This is a genomic window from Marinobacter halotolerans (assembly GCF_008795985.1).
Lineage (GTDB): Bacteria > Pseudomonadota > Gammaproteobacteria > Pseudomonadales > Oleiphilaceae > Marinobacter > Marinobacter halotolerans.
In genome coordinates, this window is record NZ_VMHP01000001.1 from 2172575 (window position 1) to 2190946 (window position 18372).

Genomic DNA, 18372 nt, shown 5'->3' on the forward strand with positions numbered 1-18372 from the left:
GTGTTCGTTGGGGGGATGACAGGTTCAGGCTGAAATCAGATTATCAGGAAACCCGTTTGATGGGAAAAGCGGGTAGCGACTTGCGCACTTAAAAAAAGGCCAGCCCGGAAGGCTGGCCTGAATTGCCTGAATTGCACCGTCTACTGCTGCTCTGGCAGGTCTTTCATCGGGCTGGAAATGAAGTTCAGGTAGGTGCCGTTCACTGGAATTTCCAGCGGAAGCCGCAGCGTGACCACGCCCGCGTTTGCGAAACCACCGGTGTTCGCGGTGACCAGAAGCTCGTCCTCTTCGCCCACCCGATTCGAGTTGCGCTGCTCGATCTGCATCCGCCCGTCGTCGAAGAAGGTGATGTCGCCCTTCAGATCAAGGGTGAATGGGCGCCCATAGAGATCATGGGTGCCGCCCAGCGGGATTGCCATGTCCGGCGCATCGATCAGCAGGTCGGCTTTGGTGATGAACACCGGCTGACCGTTTTCACCCTCGGCGATCACGCCGGGGATCAGGGAGTTCCGGGCGCAGCCGCTGCCGGTGCAACCCGGATCGTCCTTGGCGTATCGCATGCGCAGTATTTGGGTGTTGGTAACGGTTTCTTCCTGCAGTGGAATAAAGCCCAGCACATTGATTTTGGTGAACACGCTGATAGATGTGGTGCTCAGCATGGTGGGGTAAAGGTCCACCAGAATGCCTTCGATTTCGTCCCCGGTGACGTTCGGGTCCGGATCGTAGGTGCCGGGGCCTTTCACCTCGGTGTTCAGTGCGTAGGTCTGGTAGATGAATTTGCCCCGCGGGCAGTCAATGCCTTCGCCGGCTTCACAGCCAACCTGTGCCGGTGCGGTCGGAGCCACCAGGCCGCTGGCCGAGGCCTGTTTGCCGGTGACAGCCAGTTTGGTGGAGTTGGCAGAGGCGGCCCAGCCTTCAGCATCGCTGCCCTGATGATCAAAGGGTTCCAGGCAGTCCGAGACGTTCTCGAACGTGCGGTTGCCGCTGCCGTTGGTGCCGGCGTTGCAGTCCACCAGGAAGTTGGAGTTGGTGTCCCGCACAGGCAGGTTGCGCAGCGGCGTAAACACGGTATCGGTTGCCGGCGCGCCGGTGAAATAGATCACCAGCGGGTCAGCGCCGGCGTCCGGGTCATTCAGTCCTTCCAGCAGGTCGGTTTTAAGCGCCAGCCCCTGGGTGTCGCAGATAGCGCTGTAGGTGCCGGCGCTGCAGGCATCGGCCGCTTCTGACGAGGCCAGGGTGTAGCGGTAATGGGCACCCGGCTGCCAGGGCTCATCGGGAAAGAAACGCAGGCGCTGGGCGTTCAGTTCCAGGTGCCCGGCAACTGGCTCGCCAACGGTGACTGAGCCGCCGCCAACGCTGGTTTGGGTGACCCGTTCAACCTTGAAGGTGGACTTTTCAATGACCGAATCCGGATTGATTGTCTTGGAGAACACCACCGTAATGGGGCGGTCCGCTGGCAGGCGCGATACCGGCAGGGTGTCCACCGTGGCGTCCCGTCCACCGGAATAGGCGTCGCCGCGGGCGTCGTAACACTGGCCTAGAACGCCATTCTCAAAATCCAGTTGGGAGTGGTCGGTTTCGCAGGGGAAGCCCGGGTAGGTGGTCAGAGCCAGCGGCGGCCGCCGGGTTACCGAGCTGTCACCGACGGGATCCAGGGCAAAATCCAGCGGCGCAAGCGTAGCCGGATTGCCTGCCAGATCGGTGATGCCGTTAACTATCACCTGATAGTTAACGCCGTGCTGCAGGCCGCCTTCGGGATTGAGTGCGACCGTGGTGCCGTCCAGACGGATCGTCAGGTCGGTTATCGGGGTGCCGTCCGCCGTCAGGGTCACGCCATTGGGCAGGGAATCAGGGGCCAGCGGCTCATCGAAAAACAGGATCACCGGGTCGCCGGGGCGATGCATTGCCTGGCGGGTGTCGGGAATAGCGTTTTCCGCGCCCGGGGTCCAGCTCACCAGTGATGGTGGGGTGGAATCCATGGGGCGCTGGCTGGCTGCGTCCAGGGCCGAGTCCACATCGGTTGCTGCCTCCAGATGGAAGGCGATAGTGGAATCCGTGTATTCCTGACCCAGCAGGCCGGGCTCGACCATGCCAATGGCGTCGATGGTCAGAACGCCGTTTTGGACGATGGCGACGCCACGAAGCTCAACACCCATCAGTGTCTGTGACAGGGCGGCATTGGGCTGGGCGTTCTCGGTGTTCATTGCCACATCCATGAACAGGGTGATGTGGCGGGGGGCGCTCAGGTCGTCGGTATAGGCATTGGGGCTTAGGTAACCGGACGCGTCAGACACCATGGTGACCTTGATGTCACCAGTGGTCTGCAATTCGCCGGTTGCCGCATCCAGCACCGGCACCTGGCCGCCCACCAGTACATCCAGGCTGGTGCTGCGCAGTACACTGCCCTTGGCAATGCGCAGTGGCAGAGCTTCATGGGCCCGGAATGCGGGCGCGAAAGCCAGTTCCGCAAACAGCTCGCCCGTCTGCTGTGATGGCCCCGCCTTGCCCTGCAGTACAGAGTTGAGGGTAACCCCATTGATGATCTGGCCATTAAGGACGGAACGGGTCGCCTGGCTTTCACTAGCACCCGAGCCTAATCCGGAATCGACGGCCGTTTGCAGGAGCGTCACCGTAGGGCCGGTGTCTCTTGGCGTAAAAGTCCAATCCGTGCTGAACCGGTTATCCAGCGAGGGGTCCGTCAGGCTGGCCAGGTTCTGAATGCTCAGCGTGTATTCCTCCCCACTCGCCAGAAGGTCCTCTTTGCTGCCACACATCAGCGGATCCGCAGTGACACAGGGGTCAAGGGCAATTCGGTCGCCCTTGACCAGAAGCGTGGTGGGTACTGGCTGGCCATTGCTGTCGAGCAGCTCGATGGACCCACCCAGGGCCTCCCAGTCCGGGTGAACGGGCTGGGTCATGGTCAGGCGGAAGGTGGAAAAGTTCATGGCCATAAATTGGCCGTCGGGCGCAGGAATCTGAGAGAGGATCCCGAAACTGTCCGACTGGTTGGTAATAGAGGCAACGCCGGACAACGAGCCACGAGTGCTGAACTGCACCCCGGGGTCACCGCTGGCGTTGGGCATGTTCACCATGCGATTGCCGGCGGATATCAGCGGGTCAGTGAAGGTCAGGCTGTAATCGGTGGCCGGTTTCAGGGCCTCAGCGAAATCCAGTTTCAGGCTCTGGCCGTCATCAATTTTCTCAACGGTGAACGGTACCGGGTCGCCCCCGCTGGTGACCTGAAGTTTGCTCTGAAGGTCGCCTTCGGCTTCAGTTAGCGGGTGGCTGAACCGCAGAACCGCATCAGTGTGGGGGCTGACGCTTTTCTGGCCGTCAGTTGGATAGGAATAAACCACTGCTCCGGGGCCGGCCGGTTCATTGATGGTCTGTTCTTCGCCACCACAGGCGGCCAGCAGCAGGGCGGGTATCAGTGCCAGGGTCTTGTTGTACTTCATGGCCAGCATCTCCTCAGAACTTCAGAGTGATAGAACCGCTGATGACATGGATGTCACCGTCGGCCGTTGCCTGTTGTTCGTTGCCGTCAAAGTCGACGATGGTGAAATCCCGGTCCTGCAGCTGCTGATACTGGTAGCCAATATCCATCCGCACCGGGTAGGCCAGCAGCCGGGTTTTGCGGTAGGTGGCGCTAAGACCCAGGCCGACCACGATTTTATCGGTGTCGAGATAGTTCAGCTCCGGATTCCGGGTTGTCTCCAGTGGAGATTCCTCGTAGGCCAGGCCGCCACGAAAGGCAAAATGCTCGCTGAGCTGATACTCGCCGCCAAGGCGGGGAATCAGTATGTCCTTGAACCCGATGCGGTTGGCTGAGCTGACACTTTGCTGGTCTCGAATCGATTCCTGGGCAAATTCATCCTCCAGTTCCGACCAGTTCTGCTGCTCGATACTGCCGCCTACCCGCCAGCCGTCACCCTTGTACTGGGTCCCGAAGGCGATGGTTTCCGGCTGAAAGGAATCGATGGTAGCGACCTTCAGGCTTAGCCCCGGGTCGGGAATGGTCTGGGTAACGATCACGTTCGAGTTCACCGAGGTGGACGCCGCCGATTTGGTGCGGTAAGCCAGCGCCGATTCCCAGCCGCTGAACAGGCAGGCCTCATCCGGACAAAGGGTTTCACCCCATTTAACCGTGGTGCCCAAAATCGATTTCAGGGACGGTTCCGCGTTCACTGCCAGTCTTTCCCGGCTGGTTTCGCCGCCCAGGGTGGAGACCGCATCCAGCTGCGCGGCTGCTTCAAGGGTGATCCGTACTGAAAAGCCCGCGGAAATACCCCGCCACAAGGGAGTGGCGCCACCGATGTTCAGAAACAAAGGCTCCTTGCCATACTGCAGATACTGGCCGGTCTCAGAGGTTTCAGACGAAAACGCCAGCATTTCCTTGCCGTACTTCTCGACCCCGGCGATGAAGCCCAGATAGATCGGGTGATCGAAGCGTGTCAGTGAGCCCACATTGGTCTTCATGCCAATCAGCACATGCTGGCTGGGAGAATTGGACACGATATCCCCGTTGGCATCAGAGCGGCTGGACCGCAGCTCCTGCTCGGCGTGCAGCAGGCCAGTGGTAAGCTCGCCGCGTTCGTCAGCGGTCAGGTACGCAGGGTTGTAATAGGTGGCCGACACCTGGGAGTTAAACATGGACAGGGATTGCGCGGTTGCCACGTCAATCGGCATCACACCATAGGTGGTGCCAAGGTTGCCCATGCTGGCCAGTGACAGAACGGAATAGCCACTCGCGGCGACGACAAGCGATAGCGAACGCAGAGAGAATCGGGGGGTTAATGCCATGGAACACTCCAATTATTGTCCTATTGCCCACTGTGCAGTTCAGTCCTTTGGACCGACCACATGTGGCAACCGTTATTGTGATGAGCTTGTGATGGATTCTAGATGCCGCAATGTCGACGGACTTTGGCTGTTCTGACAGGCAAAGGTGGCGGTGTGACCAAATAATGGAGGGGTAATGCCTATTTCTTTTTGCTAACAGGGATTTGAGGATGTGGTGATGGCGTTGCCCGATCCCGGCGCAGGTGTTTAAGGTGTGACCGGGTTCGCACTATTCGGTTGCCTTCCCTGGCTCCACGTTCATCAGCGCGACATCAGACAGTGGAGTTTTCGTCACTGGAAAGAACCGACAAAAGCCGTTGCGCATGCTCGGCGGCCTCGGTCCCCAGGCTGGTCAGATAGCCGCCGTCTTTCTGGGTGATCAGCCCTTTGGTGTACAAACGCTCGGCCGCGGCGACCGCGTCTGTTGATGCGGAATGACTGTGTACCTTGATGCCCTCGTTGATGGACGACAGGTTGAACAGGGACAGCAGATTGAGTTCTGCCAGGTGGTCGTTAGTGAAGGCCATAACGGGTCCTCGGACGCGGTTGGGTTGACTGTTATTACAGTCTGGAACTCGCTGGTCGGTTTCGCCAGTTTTTATTGATAGAGGCGCGATAAAACAGGCAAATTGACCAAAACCCGATATGATTAAAAGTGAGTAAAAAGCAACCATAGAGCTGGCAGTCAATGATTGATATCAGCGGGTGCCTTTCAAGAAGAACACGCAGGTGGACCGCCGTCGGGCCTCTTCATCTGGTGCTGATTTGTGCGCTATGGCTGTCGCCCTCGGGTAGTGTGCTGAGCGCCGACCACCTGCTGATTATGGCGCCCGACCTGCCGGGCGCTTCCGAAGAAGGCGGCACCGGCCGCGATGCGGCCATTGTTCGCCAGGTTCTTGCGCTATGCGGGCACGAGCCGGAATTCGTGGTGCAACCCTTCGGCCGACACCTGCGCACCTTCTCAGAGGTGCCACGCTACGATGCGGTCATGACCGTGCCCTTGGCCACGACTCTGGAAGGCACGGGCACGGCTGCCTACATCTGGTATCAGGTCGGCGCCTTTTACGACTCCGGCCGTACCGAGGCCATTGAAACCATTCATGATCTGGCGGGCCTTCACGTGGTGACCTTTCGGGATGGCATTAAACAGCTGGAGCTTGAAACGCTTGCGCCGGATATTGCCTCGATTCTGGAGATCGGGGATCTGCGGGTTCACTCGAAACTTCTGATGCTGGGGCGGGTAGATGCCATTCTCGCGGACGGGCTGATCATTGCCGAGATCAACCGGCGTCAGATGGACAATCCAATATTCCGTGACCGCTATGGCAGCAAGGCCAGCCTGCGGTTCGCACCCATTTTTCTGCCGCTGCCTTACAAGATGGTATTTCGTGATGCCGCCTTGGCAGAGGAGTTCGACCAGTGCTTTGACGCCGCCCGCGAAGGCCGACTAATCTACGATATCAACGAGGATTACATCGGCCCCCTGCAGGCCGAGCTGCGCCACTCCTATATGGGGTTCTGAAAGAGGTTTATGGATGTGCGGCCGCTACAACATAATCGACGACCCGCTGGTTCAAGATCTTCTCGACGCCCTGGGAATCTCTGTTAACGCAGAAACCCGCTTTAATATTGCCCCCGGAGCAAAAGGCCAGATTGTCTACGAGACAAATCAGGGCAGAACTCTGCAGGACGCTATCTGGTCACTGCTGATTGAACCCAAACCCAACGGCAGCGGCTACCGCCCCTCGCCCAAATACAGCACCTTCAACGCCCGGTCGGGCAGCCTGGGCACAAGCCCGCTCTGGAAAAAACGGTTTCATGCCCAGCGGGCCATCATCCCCGCGAGCGGTTTCCATGAGTGGACCGGACCGAAGGGCCACAAGCAGTGCTACAACATCCATCCGGTGGATAACGCGATTGCCTTTGCAGGCCTTTATGAACTCTGGGACTTCCAGGGCGACATAGTCCCCTCGTTTACCATCATCACCCTGCCGCCACACCCCAGGTTCAGCCATATCCACCCCAAGAGCATTCCGCTGATGCTCGAACGGCAGGACTTTGACCTGTGGCTGGACCCGCAGATGACCAATACCGATCCACTGCAGCACCTGCTGAGGACCCGGATTCGGGAGCCGTTGTTGGTGGAGCCGGTTGAATCGCCGGGGAGTCTTGAGAAAGTGGGAGAAGGGGAGATTATTGAGGCGGATCAGGGGTGATCAGCTCCTGGTCTGACACCATATTTTGGGCGGGGATTTTTGCCATATATGGGCCGCTAGGGTCGCAAAGCGAGCATTCCAGCTTATGACTAACATCTTGCTCAGCAATGTCTGGAAAAGGGTTTCCCGTGAATCGTAATGAACTATAACAACTGATTCAGTGTGTCTACGCTGTCGGGCCCTCCATCTATTCGAATACACTCTGCGGAATCTAATTCCCATGGAGCTGCGGACTTTGTATGGAGGTGAACTGCAACACGCGATTCGACCAATTCATCTAGTAATCCTGCAGGAATCCAAACTACCCCGGTGCCTTCGAGCCTATTGGGAACTGGGCTACCGCATAGTGAACAAAAATCGTTGCGAAATCCGGTAGGTTTCTTGTATGAACTGATTTTGCTCTCACCCATTAACCAGCAGAAAGCCGCGGCCCTCACAAGAGTCGCGGCGTTGGCGGTCGTCCCTGTGGTTTTTCGGCACAATGAACAGTGACATTGATAGAGGTTCCGAATCTGTTCTTTAATCTCAAACTTCACCGCTCCGCAGAGACACTCGCCTTTCATCGATCAAACCTTTGAAAATTATTACCCAAACCTTGAAATTTTCACACGTGCCTAACTAAAGGCTACTTTGGCGTGGAAGGGAAAAATCTACCTGGTCGCAAAGCAAATATCCACAAGGCACTGTGCGCTGACAAAGTTTGGCATGAACGGTTGCGGGCGGGTGATCGAGAATGGGGCGAAGTGAATTGCCCTATCTCACGCCCGCATCTTTCATGGCACCTACACTCCTAGAAAGTATTCAGTACCTGCTGCACTTCCCGACGACGACCTGCGTCTGCCAATTCCCGGCCTGGTCGAGGCGCGGCTTCAAGAGCGTGAATCAGGTACTGCCTGGCTTGCTCTGATTTGCCTTGCTCGTGCAGGAAATCACCGAAAAAGTAATTAGGATCAATGCCATCCGGATTCAGTACCAGGGCTTTTTTCAGGTAATCTTCCGCCTTTTCGTCGTCGCCGAACGACAGAGGCCATCCGGGGACCTGGTAGTAAAGGCTTCCCAGCGACGTGTAAGCCGAGCCTTCAAGTGCAGCAGGATCGATTTTCAGTGCGCCCTCCAGGCTGGCTCGAGCATCTTTCACTAACCCAAGAGCACCCAGGCCTCCTTTGGCACCCGCCCAGGTACTGAACACGATGCCCTGCCATATCAGCGGCTCTGCGCGACCGGGATGGTTGCTGACGTAGGCCTCAGTTTTGTCTGCCAGTTCCTCAAATGCCCTGGTTTGCTCGTCCTCAGGCGTCTGGTACTGAGCTATTGCCCATTCCTGCTGAATAGTTAGCAACGCGTCTTCAAAATCCCCAGCTGTGGCGAGAGAACTGAACAATATCAAGCTTAAGCTCAGAACCCTGATGAATCGACCGGGCTTGCTTTTCAAAGGATTGATCATATTGCACCTCCGCGCATGAACTGACGGATAACGGGTAGCTGCTTTCGCAGCGCTCGATCGACTATCCTGGGCAAAACGCTGTTGATCAGTACAAACAGTCTTTCTGGCCAGCCCAGAAAGCGCATTCGGGCATTCTTATGAATGGCTCGAAGAATCTGGCTGGCAACCTCATCAGGCTTGTCGACCTGGTTCCCAAGCGCTTTGTTCATCTGTTCGACGGCAGCGGGGTTCATCGCCGTCGCCGTTGCTCTCGGCGCAACATAAAGAATGCTCAGATTCGAGTCGGCGACTTCACGGCGCAGAGCTTCGGTAAATCCTCTGAGCCCGAATTTGCTGGCACAATAGACGGCATAACCGGGGAATCCGATACTGCCGTAGGTGGAGCCGATGAAAGCCATCAAGCTTTGCTTTGTATTGCGCAAGCGCGGAAGAAAATGGCGAGCCACCAACATGGGCGCGCGCAAATTGGTATCAAGCTGCGTATCAATCATCGCCGTGTCTGTCTGTTCCAGAGACGCAAAACGGTTTTGACCCGCGCAATAAATCACCCCATCTATTTGCGGAAATCGCTCACTAATCTGGCCGAGCTGGGTCTCAAGCTCGGTTGTTTCCAGATCAAGAGTAACCACATCGACCGTTTCGAGACCTGTCACGTTCGTTTGATGGCGACTCGTCACAATCACGTGCGCCCCCTCGCTCAATAACCTGGCAACCAGGGCACGACCTATGCCGCCCGTCCCGCCAATCACCAGAAAGGTCCGATCATGCAACTTCATGGCAAGCCTCCTTGCGGTATTGAGGGAGTGGGATACTGTGCAGCATGTCGCCGTAAAGGCGGTAAACCATGTTTGACGAACGGATGATGGCTTCCTGATCTTCTGGCCGGGTAATGCCGCTCATCAGGCCTTTGAAAAATTCGAAATGATCCTGGTCCAAAGCGCCGTGGGAATACAGATAGCTGAAGGCTTCGGTCGGTAACTCCAGCTGCTGTTGGATTTGCTGGCCCAAAGGAGTCGCCAGCTCCACGGAGGTGCCTTCCAGCACTTGAACCATGCCGAAGAATGCTGCCGGGTTACCGCGGTTAATCTGGTCGTACAGATAGGCCACCATCAGTTCTATCGACTTGTCCGGCAGACCCTGCCGAACACTGGCTTTGTCCACACCACAGGCCTCAAGATCATTCAGAATCCATTCCTGGTGTCCGTATTCTTCGTCGATATACTCAACCAGGGCCTTGCGGACGAACTCAAGGCGTTCTGGCAGTCGCCCACCACACGCCATCATTAGCGGTACGGTGTGTTTTACATGGTGAAAGGCTTGGGTGAGAAACCAGGTATAACTGTCCAGGTCAAAACGACCTTCCTGAATCGCCTGGATGACTGGAGCTTGCGATACATGCTGTCGTGCGACTGCTGTATCCTTCTGAAGACGTTCGAAAAAGTTCATATCAGCACCTCGTGTATTGAATTGAATGGTCGTGGCTCTGCCGCACAGCACCGCAAGATCGTCCAATAATCGTTGACGTCGCAGGCGGCCGTTTGCCGTGAGATAGCCACTCGCCTGGGTGAAGGGTTGATTCAGGCAGTGGACTGCCTGAAGCCGGGCGTAATCCGGCAGGTTGGAATTCAAAATCAGCAACTGGTCCCTAAGCTCTTTTCGATCTGGCATTTCTGAAAGCACCAAGAAGGCTTCAGGCGCAGCTTGTCCATCGCCAAACACCCAGGCCTGCGCGATCCCGGGGCATTGAAGCAATTCACTTTCCAGCCATTCGGGGTTGATGTTGCGACCAAAGCTGGTAATCAACAGGTTCTTGGCGCGCCCGTTCACCCTGAGAAAACCATCGGATGTCATACAACCGAGGTCGCCGGTTGCAACCTCACGTCCTACGCCAGAGCCTGCTTCAGCGGTGTCATTCAGATAGCCGAGAAAGGTTTTGCCAGTGACTCGGATCTCGCCGTGATCATCAACACGGACTGACACATGGCCCAGCGGCCGACCAACCGATCCAAAACGTTCCAGCCCCGGAGCATTCAGCGACACCACGGAACCACATTCAGAAAGGCCATAACCCTCGTAAAGGGGCAGGTCCATCTCGCGGGCCTGACGCAAAAGGCCAGGAGATACCTTTCCGCCACCCACGGCCAAAAAACGAAAGCCCCGATAGCGGAGGAGTCCTGACTTCGCAGCCTGTACCAGCGCCATGGCTAACTCGGGCACAAGAATCAGTGAGTGAGGACGGTGATCGTTTATTGCTGAAGCCCAGCGGTTAACAGAGAGACCCGAGCTGCCTCTCATGCCCAGGTTTTGCATTGGCACAGAGGTAATCGTTGCGCCCATTAAAAGAGGCAAATAACCCCCTGCGATATTTTCAAGCAGGGTAGCCAGAGGCAGAGTGTTCAGGTGTTTTTCAATGCCAACCGCTGCTAAACGATGAGCGAGGGCCTCGGTGGTTGCCGCCAGTTGGCTTTCCCCCAGACAGACGCCTTTGGGCGAACCCGTACTTCCCGACGTAAAGGTGATTTTGCACGTGCCAGGTGGCAGTGAAATGCTGGTCCTACCAGCGTTAGACGTGGTGAAAAAAAGACCTTCGGCTAGTGGCCGTGCGCCTTCGGGCGCGTTGCCGACCCAGAGCACTCCATCCAGCGCTGCACATGAAGCGATATGATCGGTCTGCTTTCGGGAGAAAAACGGCGGTAGTGGAACACTCACGACTGAAGCCATCAGACAGGCGAGGTCAGCAACGTGCCACGCCTGCCCATTGTCTCCCGCCAGACCCAAACGCTTGAACCCGAGATCCGCCAGGGTGTTTGCGAGTACTTCCGCGTTTTGCCAAAGCTGGGCGCCGGTCGTTATTTTCGAACCGTCAGTCAGCGCCGGCTTTTCACGGTCTACCAACGCGGTTTGCAAGAGATTCCGCAACTCAGCCATTGGATACCGCCCGTTCCGTGCCTGCACTCAACCATTGAGTCTGGTTGAGCAATCCTGCAGTTCTCAGATTCTGATAGCCTGCCTTTACGTTGGCGGCCATAACCATCGGGCTCTGCGCGTAATAGCTACCCCACCCGGCTCCTCGACCGGGAAGGCGATCGGCACTGGCTTTCGCCAGCGGGAAGCAGTCGATACCCAGGCGCCGAAAACTGTTTCGAAGCGGCTCGGTTCCGGTGAACACAATCCAGTCAGCCAGATTCATCACCAGCCACAGTGCCAACCCCAAAAACAGGGGACGGCTTACCCCTGGCTCTACGCCGGCCAGATGGGCAATTTCCACAATGTGGCTGCGCGCTACCCCCGGCTCCTGCGCCAGGTAAGCCTCAACAGGCTCGTCCAGATAGTCTTCGAGGAAAAGCCTCTCCCGATCTGCGTGGCGCGCACCTACGGCCGCCAGTAACGTGCCTTTTTCGTTGATGAGCGCCAGTAACTGAGGTATCGATAGGTTTGGGCGGGCACCATAGGACTGTTCGAAACGCCGCCGAATGAACTCGCTGATGGCTCCAACCGCGGCACTGCCCGGTGCCACTTCGCAAAGCAGTCGGCCAGATGTAATCACCTGGGGCTGGAAATCGCTGTTATCGGAACGCCACCTTGAAGACAGGGTCATTAGTTCAGACATCATTTGGACTCCACTCATCGTTAGAATCCAAACTATCTGGGCCGACTTAACGATCCCTTAACCCTGGGAGATTTTTTCCTTAAGAAGGTCTTAAGGTTTCTATGCCAAACTGTTCTTCACGTTGGTTGGTTCGCGCACGTTTTTCAGGAAAGAATCATGCGGATATTGCTGGTAGAAGATGATCCGATGCTGGCGAAAACAATGCTCGGGATGCTCAAGGAAGGGAACGACACAGTGGATTGGATTAACGATGGTCAACAGGCCATGAACGCCATTCCCAACGAACACTTCGATCTGATCATCCTGGACCTCACATTACCACGCGTGGATGGCCTCGATATATTGCGCTCACTTCGGTCCAAGGGCATCAGCACACCCATTATCATTCTGACTGCCCGAAGCGAGTTGAATGAAAAGCTTGAAGGACTGGATTTCGGCGCCGACGACTACCTGACCAAACCTTTCGCGATGGCAGAATTGAAAGCTCGTATCCGGGCAGTCACTCGCCGCGCTGATGGTCAGCCGCAGACGAGCCTGACCGTCGGGGTGCTAAATCTGGCTTCCGATTCGTCGACCTTATCCATCAACGGTGTGTCCGTCAGTTTGCCTCGCAGCGAATACCAAATCATGCACTACCTGATGCGCCACGCAGACCGGGTTGCGACAAGACGCCGCCTTGAAGAGCAGCTGTATGGATGGGAACAAGGTGCGGAAAGCAACGCTTTGGAAGTGCATATTCATCACTTGCGCAAACGGATCGGTCGCTCCGTCATTCGAACGGTTCGCGGCGTCGGTTATCTGTTGGACAGCAAAGAGGCGGCCAGCATTGGGAACACCGCATGTCACTGACCCGCACCCTTACTCTGATGGTAACCACTTTGGTCCTGCTACTGGCAATGACAGCCGCTCTGTGGAGCTATTTCGAGAGCAATCACGAGCTGGAAGAGCTGTTTGATGCGGAACTGGCCCAAAGCACCCGTATCGTACAGGGCTTGGTTCGGTACCTGTCAGAAACCCGTTCGCCGGTCGAGCTGACCAGAACACTTCGAGAAACCCTGCAAATACCCCACGCTGCGCTCTCAGAGAGCGATTTCGGTGAGATACTTTCGGACGGATCCGGTCATAAATACGAAAAAAAGCTGTCGTTTGAAATCTGGACGCCTGACGGCACGGCGCTGCTGAATACGCTGTCCTCAGACGCAACGCCGCCGGCAATGCCTGGCTACCATTGGATCGACGCTTCTGGCTTCCGTTGGCGCACTTTCTCAATGCGTGACCCAGAAACCGGGTTCTGGCTGAGAACCGCTCAGAGAGAGGATATTCGTGACGAGCTCAGTCAAGAGCTGGCGATGGGAAATGTTCTTCCGCTTCTTGTCATTGTTCCCTTGCTGCTGATCGCGATTCCGATTGCCATTCGTTCAGGATTTCAGCCTCTTCGTCGCCTCGAAGCGCCTCTGGCCGACATGGAACCACAGCATCTGTACCACCTCGACACGACAATAGCCCCCAAGGAAGTTCACGGTCTGGTCACCGCAGTGAATACCCTTCTTGGCCGTCTAAACGAGGCGCTTGCGCACGAACGCAGTTTTTCCGCCGACGCGGCCCATGAACTTCGCACGCCCCTGAGCGCGTTACGCCTGAATCTCGAACATATGGCTACCCGACCCACCGAAGATCTTTCGGATCTGATGGAATCGGTTGACCGCATGACGCATCTTGTCGATCAGTTACTTCTGCTTAGCCGAATTGATCGCATCGAGAGTTTCGAGCGCTTACCCAATAACCTATCGGCCATCGTGGAGCAGAGTGTCGCGGACATTGCCCCGCTGGCCCTTAATAAACAGATTGAGCCAGTCCTGCACAGTGATCTGGCTGAGCTGACAGTGGACTGCAATTCTGCACTGATAAACACGCTGATGCGATCAGTGCTGGCTAACGCGATCCAGTATGGTCCGTCAGGCTCAACCATCGATATCTCCATCCTCAAAGAGAAGGATAACGCTGAAATCTGGATATGCGATGAAGGCCCCGGCATCGCAGAGGAAGAGCGCGACCGCGCGCTCCGCCGTTTCAGCCGTCTCGATCAGAGAGTGGGCAAGGGATCGGGCCTCGGACTGGCAATTGCACGGCGGATTGCTGAACTTCACAACGGTCACCTTTCGCTTGAAAATAGACCGGACAATAGAGGTGGGCTTTGCGTGCACATCACCTTGCCAGTGGCGAACGACTCATGACTGGCTCTTTGACCCTATAGTTGCTACAGGGTTTAGAATGTCGGTCGCACCCAAGTAATAGAGAGTGCCATGCACGATAAAAGCCACGATCACAGCCATCATTTCGATACCCATAATCGTTCCTTTGCTTTTGCGGTGATCCTCAACATGCTCTTTGTGGTCATTGAAGCTGTGTATGGTCTGCTCTCGGGATCCCTTGCACTGCTCGCTGATGCCGGCCACAACTTGAGCGACGTTCTGGGCCTAATTCTGGCATGGTCGGCCAGTTGGCTCGCTGGCAAGGCAGCGACGGAGAGCAAAACATATGGCTTGAAGAAAACAACTATCCTGGCAGCCCTATTCAACGCTCTTATACTGATTGCCGCTGTCGGTGGAATCACTTGGGAAGCGATTCAGCGACTCACAGAGCCATCAAGCGTCGCCGGCCTAACGGTTGTAATTGTTGCGGGCATTGGCGTTGTCATAAACGGCGCGACCATGATGCTCTTTATCAAAGGCCAGAAAGGCGACATCAATATTCGTGGGGCTTTTTTACATATGGCCGCCGACACAGCAGTTTCTGTCGGCGTGGTTATTTCCGGGACCATTCTGATATTTTTCAATATCACGTGGATTGATCCGATTATTAGTCTTGTGATCGCTGCAGTGATATTCCTCGGAACCTGGCAACTATTAAATGACTCTGTGACGCTTGCCGTCGACGCCGTCCCAAAAGACATCGATATCTGCGCTGTACAAAAGAGGCTCGAGAGTATGCCCGGCGTCCAATCGGCACATCATCTTCACATTTGGGCCTTGAGCACGACCGAAAATGCGCTAACGGTTCACTTGGTTAAGCCAGACCCGCGAGATGATGATCAATTGCTCAGTGAGGCCGTTGCAATGCTACACAAAGAATTCAACATCCAACATGCCACTATCCAGTGGGAGCGCGGTCGACAGGAATGTCCGAGTACCTCCTACTGCTAGCTGTTAGTCAATCGCACCAAACCATCAAAAGGTTCCAAACATGAACAGATTAAATTCAGTATTAGCTACGCTGATTTTGTGTTCTGCGGCGACAACTTCTGCCTTGACTTCGGCTGACGAAAACAATCCAACCGATGAGTCAGTCGAGCAGTACCTATATCACCCCAAGCATGCTCAGAAGAATTTCGATACTGACGTGGATCCCCTGCACGAAAGTTCTTTACAAGGATTCGACTGTATGGATCAGGATAAGAACGGATACCTGACCGAACAGGAAATCGACCAGCGAGCTGACTGTGTCGACAACGCCGAAGAACGAGGCATGGGGCGATCCAAAAGAGCGGCAGTCATCCTTGACCTGTTAGACGCTGACCGCGATCGGAGGGTAAGCAAGCGGGAATTCAATATCTGGAATGAAATGCAAAGACAGCACCACGAAATCAAGTTGAGCAATTAATCTTGAACTGAAGCCTTTCGACTCGCTCAGGTGCGCAGCCTTGGCACCGGATTTATGGCCAACCCTCGATTAAGCACTGCTCAACAGTCCCTGATCGCTTAGCCGTTTATTAACAGATGCACACCTATGCTCGCCAGATAACCGAGAGCAATAGCGGGTGTCCATTTCAGATGACTCAGAAAGGTGTAATGCCCTCGCGCCTGCCCCATCAGGGCAACCCCCGCCGCCGAGCCGATAGAAAGCAAACTGCCACCAACTCCCGCCGTCAGGGTGACCAGAAGCCACTGGTAGTCGGGCATCTCGGGGTTCATGGTCAGTACCGCAAACATGACCGGAATATTGTCCACTAACGCAGAAATCACTCCGACCATCACGTTGGCAAAGGTGGGGCCCAGATCGCCGTAAAGCGTCGCGGACAACATGCCCAGGTAGCCAATGAAGCCGAGACCACCCACAGCCATGATCACCCCATAGAAAAAGAACAGTGTGTCCCACTCCGCCCGGGCAATATGGGAAAACACATTGAAACTTCGCTCTTTAGATCTGTCTCCTGGAGGCGTTTCATAATTTTCGTTCCAGCGGTATTCCTCGTGTCGTTTCAGGTAATAGCCAAAAAGCTTGAGATACCCCAGCCCTGTCATCATGCCAAAAACAGGCGGTATATGAAGGAACTGATGGAAAGCGATCGCAGTGGCAATGGTCAGCAGAAACAGGCCACAAATAAACCCTCCACCCGGGCGAATCACCTTATTATAAGTCTCGGGCTGTGCAGGTTTTCCTTTGGGTAATGCAAAATGCATCAGAGCCGCCGGGACCAGGAAATTGACCATTGCAGGCAGAAAGAGTTGGAAGAAGTCCTGGAATGGCAGAATGCCTTTTTGCCAGACCATCAACGTTGTTATATCGCCAAACGGACTGAAAGCACCCCCCGCGTTTGAACCAACTACAATGTTGATAAAGGCGAGCGATACAAATACTCCACTGTCCCGACCAACCGCCATCACCACGGCGCACATGATCAGCGCTGTGGTGAGATTGTCTGCGACGGGCGAGATGCAAAACGCTAGGACACCGGTGATCCAGAACAATTGACGGTATCCATAACCTTTGCCCAACAACCAGATTCGCAGTTGATCAAATACCTTCCGCTCCAACATCGCATTGATGTAGGTCATGGCCACCAGAAGGAAGAAGAACAGCTCGGCGTATTCCAGGAAGTTGTGCCGGATGGCAGCTTCCACCTCACCGTCTCCGTCGGCCATACGATAGGCCACCGCCACAAGGATCCAGATCAATCCGGCCGCAATCAGCATCGGCTTGGATTTCGCCAGGTGAATTTTCTCTTCCAGCATCACCAGGATATAAGCAACCACAAAAATGCCGATAGCGGCATAACCGACAGGGTGAAACATCAGACTCAAATCAGGGTTTGAGCTAGCCCACACCAGCCCAGGTACCAACCACAAGATAGCCGTTGCCAGCACAGCGATTAATTTCATTAAGAGGAAACTCCGAATGCATAGGAATACCCGGGCGACGCGCACCGCAATCTCGACGCGATTCGCAATCAGTATCTTTTTAATGGGCTTTGACCCTGTCTCTGGTTAACAGTCAAACAAGAAAAAGCCGCAATCGATTGGGCTGATTGCGGCTTTGAAGCGCTTTAGTAAGATTTTCCCCTGACGGCATGAACAATGTCAGAGAATGACTCAGGGCGGGGGCGCTGGTCCACACGGATGCCCGCTTGATCATTCAGATCATCAGCAGACAAAAGTCCGCGAACAGACTTCTCTCCGGAGCCTGCCTCACCCAGATCCGCCTCCATCACCAACAGATAGTCGGTGTGAAGTTCATTGAAAATCTCCGCCAGTTGGTCGACCTTCAGCTCCTGAAGCTGACCATATCTTACTGCAGGCAAACTCCATATCGGGCGCATGACATCCTTGGCCGTAATGTCCGAAATGGAACCGCCTCGCTGATTGGCAAGACTCAACGGTAACGAACCGAGAAGGTCTTTCAGGGTCAATAGTCCGACCACCTCATCACTCCGGTTAACCACCATCGCAAACGTCGCGCCGGAGTTGCATAGTTTGGCTTTCATTTCCTTAAAAGCCATAGCCGATCGGATATTGATCGGGTTATGGCTGGTGAAGTCCTTTAACAACTGGGTAGCCGGATCGTCACCTGTAAGGGATTCCTCCTCAGGACAGGCAGTGAGCCTGAAAACGTCACCGGGAGACTTGGGAACTAAAACACGTGATGGATTGCTCATGGCAATTCCCCTTCGCTTAAGATCATTTAGTCAAGACGTCACTCTGATTCACAGAGCACTGGAAGTCTGGAGCGTAGTAAATGTTCTAAAGCGTCGCGGGAGGCGCCTGGGGCAGGCCAGGATAGCTCAGCAGCCTAAGACCTGGTCCGTCAAAGGCCAAATGCGCGAGGGCACGTGACGAGAATTTAAATGGGGAGTGTACGACTACGAAACGCTGTAATGGCGAATCTTCGGTTGGGGAGCTACCGTCAGACGAAGAATCCGTAATACCTGCGACATCAATAACCTGCAAGGATGCAGACGGGTCTTCGTAAAAGGGAGCAGCGTGGGC

At 55.5% G+C, this 18372-nt stretch carries 16 protein-coding genes; 6 read left to right on the forward strand and 10 right to left on the reverse strand.

Annotated elements, in window-relative coordinates; translation table 11 throughout:
* Positions 1-140: 140 nt before the first annotated feature.
* The 3 genes from FPL19_RS10005 to FPL19_RS10015 form a co-directional block, all read right to left on the reverse strand.
* Positions 141-3455, reverse strand: coding sequence for an Ig-like domain-containing protein (locus tag FPL19_RS10005; protein WP_150912279.1), 3315 nt, complete (start codon positions 3453-3455; stop codon positions 141-143).
* Positions 3456-3468: 13 nt separating this feature from the next.
* Positions 3469-4800 carry an alkane uptake protein AupA gene (aupA, locus tag FPL19_RS10010; protein WP_150912280.1) on the reverse strand — a complete coding sequence of 444 codons (1332 nt, stop codon included), beginning with the start codon at positions 4798-4800 and terminating at the stop codon, positions 3469-3471.
* A gap of 311 nt (positions 4801-5111) precedes the next feature.
* Entirely contained in the window at positions 5112-5366 is a 255-nt protein-coding gene (locus FPL19_RS10015; protein WP_150912281.1) for a TIGR02647 family protein, read from the reverse strand.
* A 161-nt stretch (positions 5367-5527) separates the two neighbouring features.
* Between FPL19_RS10015 and FPL19_RS10020 the strand changes: the two genes are divergently transcribed.
* The gene (locus FPL19_RS10020) at positions 5528-6361 is read left to right on the forward strand and encodes a type 2 periplasmic-binding domain-containing protein (RefSeq protein ID WP_225314355.1); all 834 of its coding nucleotides are present in this window, start codon (positions 5528-5530) and stop codon (positions 6359-6361) included.
* 13 nt (positions 6362-6374) lie between these two features.
* Positions 6375-7055 carry an SOS response-associated peptidase gene (locus FPL19_RS10025; protein WP_150912282.1) on the forward strand — a complete coding sequence of 227 codons (681 nt, stop codon included), beginning with the start codon at positions 6375-6377 and terminating at the stop codon, positions 7053-7055.
* 143 nt (positions 7056-7198) lie between these two features.
* On the opposite strand, the gene FPL19_RS17845 is transcribed toward FPL19_RS10025, so the two are convergent.
* The 5 genes from FPL19_RS17845 to FPL19_RS10050 form a co-directional block, all read right to left on the reverse strand.
* On the reverse strand, positions 7199-7618 hold the full coding sequence (locus FPL19_RS17845) for a GFA family protein (RefSeq protein ID WP_150912283.1): 420 nt from the start codon (positions 7616-7618) through the stop codon (positions 7199-7201).
* Between the two features lie 227 nt (positions 7619-7845).
* A complete protein-coding gene (locus FPL19_RS10035) occupies positions 7846-8499 on the reverse strand; it encodes a tetratricopeptide repeat protein (protein ID WP_150912284.1) in 654 nt (217 codons plus the stop codon).
* Positions 8496-9275, reverse strand: coding sequence for an SDR family oxidoreductase (locus FPL19_RS10040; RefSeq protein ID WP_150912285.1), 780 nt, complete (start codon positions 9273-9275; stop codon positions 8496-8498). Before FPL19_RS10040 ends, FPL19_RS10035 begins: the two co-directional genes overlap by 4 nt.
* On the reverse strand, positions 9262-11427 hold the full coding sequence (locus FPL19_RS10045) for an AMP-binding protein (RefSeq protein WP_150912286.1): 2166 nt from the start codon (positions 11425-11427) through the stop codon (positions 9262-9264). The genes FPL19_RS10040 and FPL19_RS10045 overlap by 14 nt, the downstream gene beginning before the upstream one ends.
* A complete protein-coding gene (locus FPL19_RS10050; protein ID WP_150912287.1) occupies positions 11420-12112 on the reverse strand; it encodes a thermostable hemolysin in 693 nt (230 codons plus the stop codon). The genes FPL19_RS10045 and FPL19_RS10050 overlap by 8 nt, the downstream gene beginning before the upstream one ends.
* 153 nt (positions 12113-12265) lie before the next feature.
* Between FPL19_RS10050 and FPL19_RS10055 the strand changes: the two genes are divergently transcribed.
* The 4 genes from FPL19_RS10055 to FPL19_RS10070 all read left to right on the forward strand — a co-directional run bounded on the left by FPL19_RS10055 (position 12266) and on the right by FPL19_RS10070 (position 15769).
* The gene (locus tag FPL19_RS10055; protein ID WP_150912288.1) at positions 12266-12958 is read left to right on the forward strand and encodes a response regulator transcription factor; all 693 of its coding nucleotides are present in this window, start codon (positions 12266-12268) and stop codon (positions 12956-12958) included.
* Positions 12949-14343, forward strand: coding sequence for a sensor histidine kinase (locus tag FPL19_RS10060; RefSeq protein WP_150912289.1), 1395 nt, complete (start codon positions 12949-12951; stop codon positions 14341-14343). Before FPL19_RS10055 ends, FPL19_RS10060 begins: the two co-directional genes overlap by 10 nt.
* 69 nt (positions 14344-14412) lie before the next feature.
* Positions 14413-15312, forward strand: coding sequence for a cation diffusion facilitator family transporter (locus FPL19_RS10065; protein ID WP_150912290.1), 900 nt, complete (start codon positions 14413-14415; stop codon positions 15310-15312).
* 40 nt (positions 15313-15352) lie between these two features.
* On the forward strand, positions 15353-15769 hold the full coding sequence (locus FPL19_RS10070; protein ID WP_150912291.1) for an EF-hand domain-containing protein: 417 nt from the start codon (positions 15353-15355) through the stop codon (positions 15767-15769).
* A gap of 98 nt (positions 15770-15867) precedes the next feature.
* Here the strand turns inward: FPL19_RS10070 and nhaD are convergent, their stop codons facing one another.
* Together nhaD and FPL19_RS10080 are read right to left on the reverse strand one after the other, a co-directional pair.
* Positions 15868-17313 (reverse strand): sodium:proton antiporter NhaD, encoded by a 1446-nt coding sequence (gene nhaD / locus FPL19_RS10075; RefSeq protein ID WP_263656791.1) that lies wholly within the window; start codon positions 17311-17313, stop codon positions 15868-15870.
* Positions 17314-17432: 119 nt separating this feature from the next.
* Entirely contained in the window at positions 17433-18041 is a 609-nt protein-coding gene (locus FPL19_RS10080; RefSeq protein ID WP_150912292.1) for a CBS domain-containing protein, read from the reverse strand.
* Between the last annotated feature and the right edge of the window lie 331 nt (positions 18042-18372).

Coding starts and splice junctions, on each gene's coding strand:
- FPL19_RS10005 (WP_150912279.1), bottom strand. CDS start 3,455: ATGAAGTACAACAAGACCCTGGCACTGATACCCGCCCTGCTGCTGGCC.
- aupA (WP_150912280.1), bottom strand. CDS start 4,800: ATGGCATTAACCCCCCGATTCTCTCTGCGTTCGCTATCGCTTGTCGTC.
- FPL19_RS10015 (WP_150912281.1), bottom strand. CDS start 5,366: ATGGCCTTCACTAACGACCACCTGGCAGAACTCAATCTGCTGTCCCTG.
- FPL19_RS10020 (WP_225314355.1), top strand. CDS start 5,528: ATGATTGATATCAGCGGGTGCCTTTCAAGAAGAACACGCAGGTGGACC.
- FPL19_RS10025 (WP_150912282.1), top strand. CDS start 6,375: ATGTGCGGCCGCTACAACATAATCGACGACCCGCTGGTTCAAGATCTT.
- FPL19_RS17845 (WP_150912283.1), bottom strand. CDS start 7,618: ATGAAAGGCGAGTGTCTCTGCGGAGCGGTGAAGTTTGAGATTAAAGAA.
- FPL19_RS10035 (WP_150912284.1), bottom strand. CDS start 8,499: ATGATCAATCCTTTGAAAAGCAAGCCCGGTCGATTCATCAGGGTTCTG.
- FPL19_RS10040 (WP_150912285.1), bottom strand. CDS start 9,275: ATGAAGTTGCATGATCGGACCTTTCTGGTGATTGGCGGGACGGGCGGC.
- FPL19_RS10045 (WP_150912286.1), bottom strand. CDS start 11,427: ATGGCTGAGTTGCGGAATCTCTTGCAAACCGCGTTGGTAGACCGTGAA.
- FPL19_RS10050 (WP_150912287.1), bottom strand. CDS start 12,112: ATGATGTCTGAACTAATGACCCTGTCTTCAAGGTGGCGTTCCGATAAC.
- FPL19_RS10055 (WP_150912288.1), top strand. CDS start 12,266: ATGCGGATATTGCTGGTAGAAGATGATCCGATGCTGGCGAAAACAATG.
- FPL19_RS10060 (WP_150912289.1), top strand. CDS start 12,949: ATGTCACTGACCCGCACCCTTACTCTGATGGTAACCACTTTGGTCCTG.
- FPL19_RS10065 (WP_150912290.1), top strand. CDS start 14,413: ATGCACGATAAAAGCCACGATCACAGCCATCATTTCGATACCCATAAT.
- FPL19_RS10070 (WP_150912291.1), top strand. CDS start 15,353: ATGAACAGATTAAATTCAGTATTAGCTACGCTGATTTTGTGTTCTGCG.
- FPL19_RS10080 (WP_150912292.1), bottom strand. CDS start 18,041: ATGAGCAATCCATCACGTGTTTTAGTTCCCAAGTCTCCCGGTGACGTT.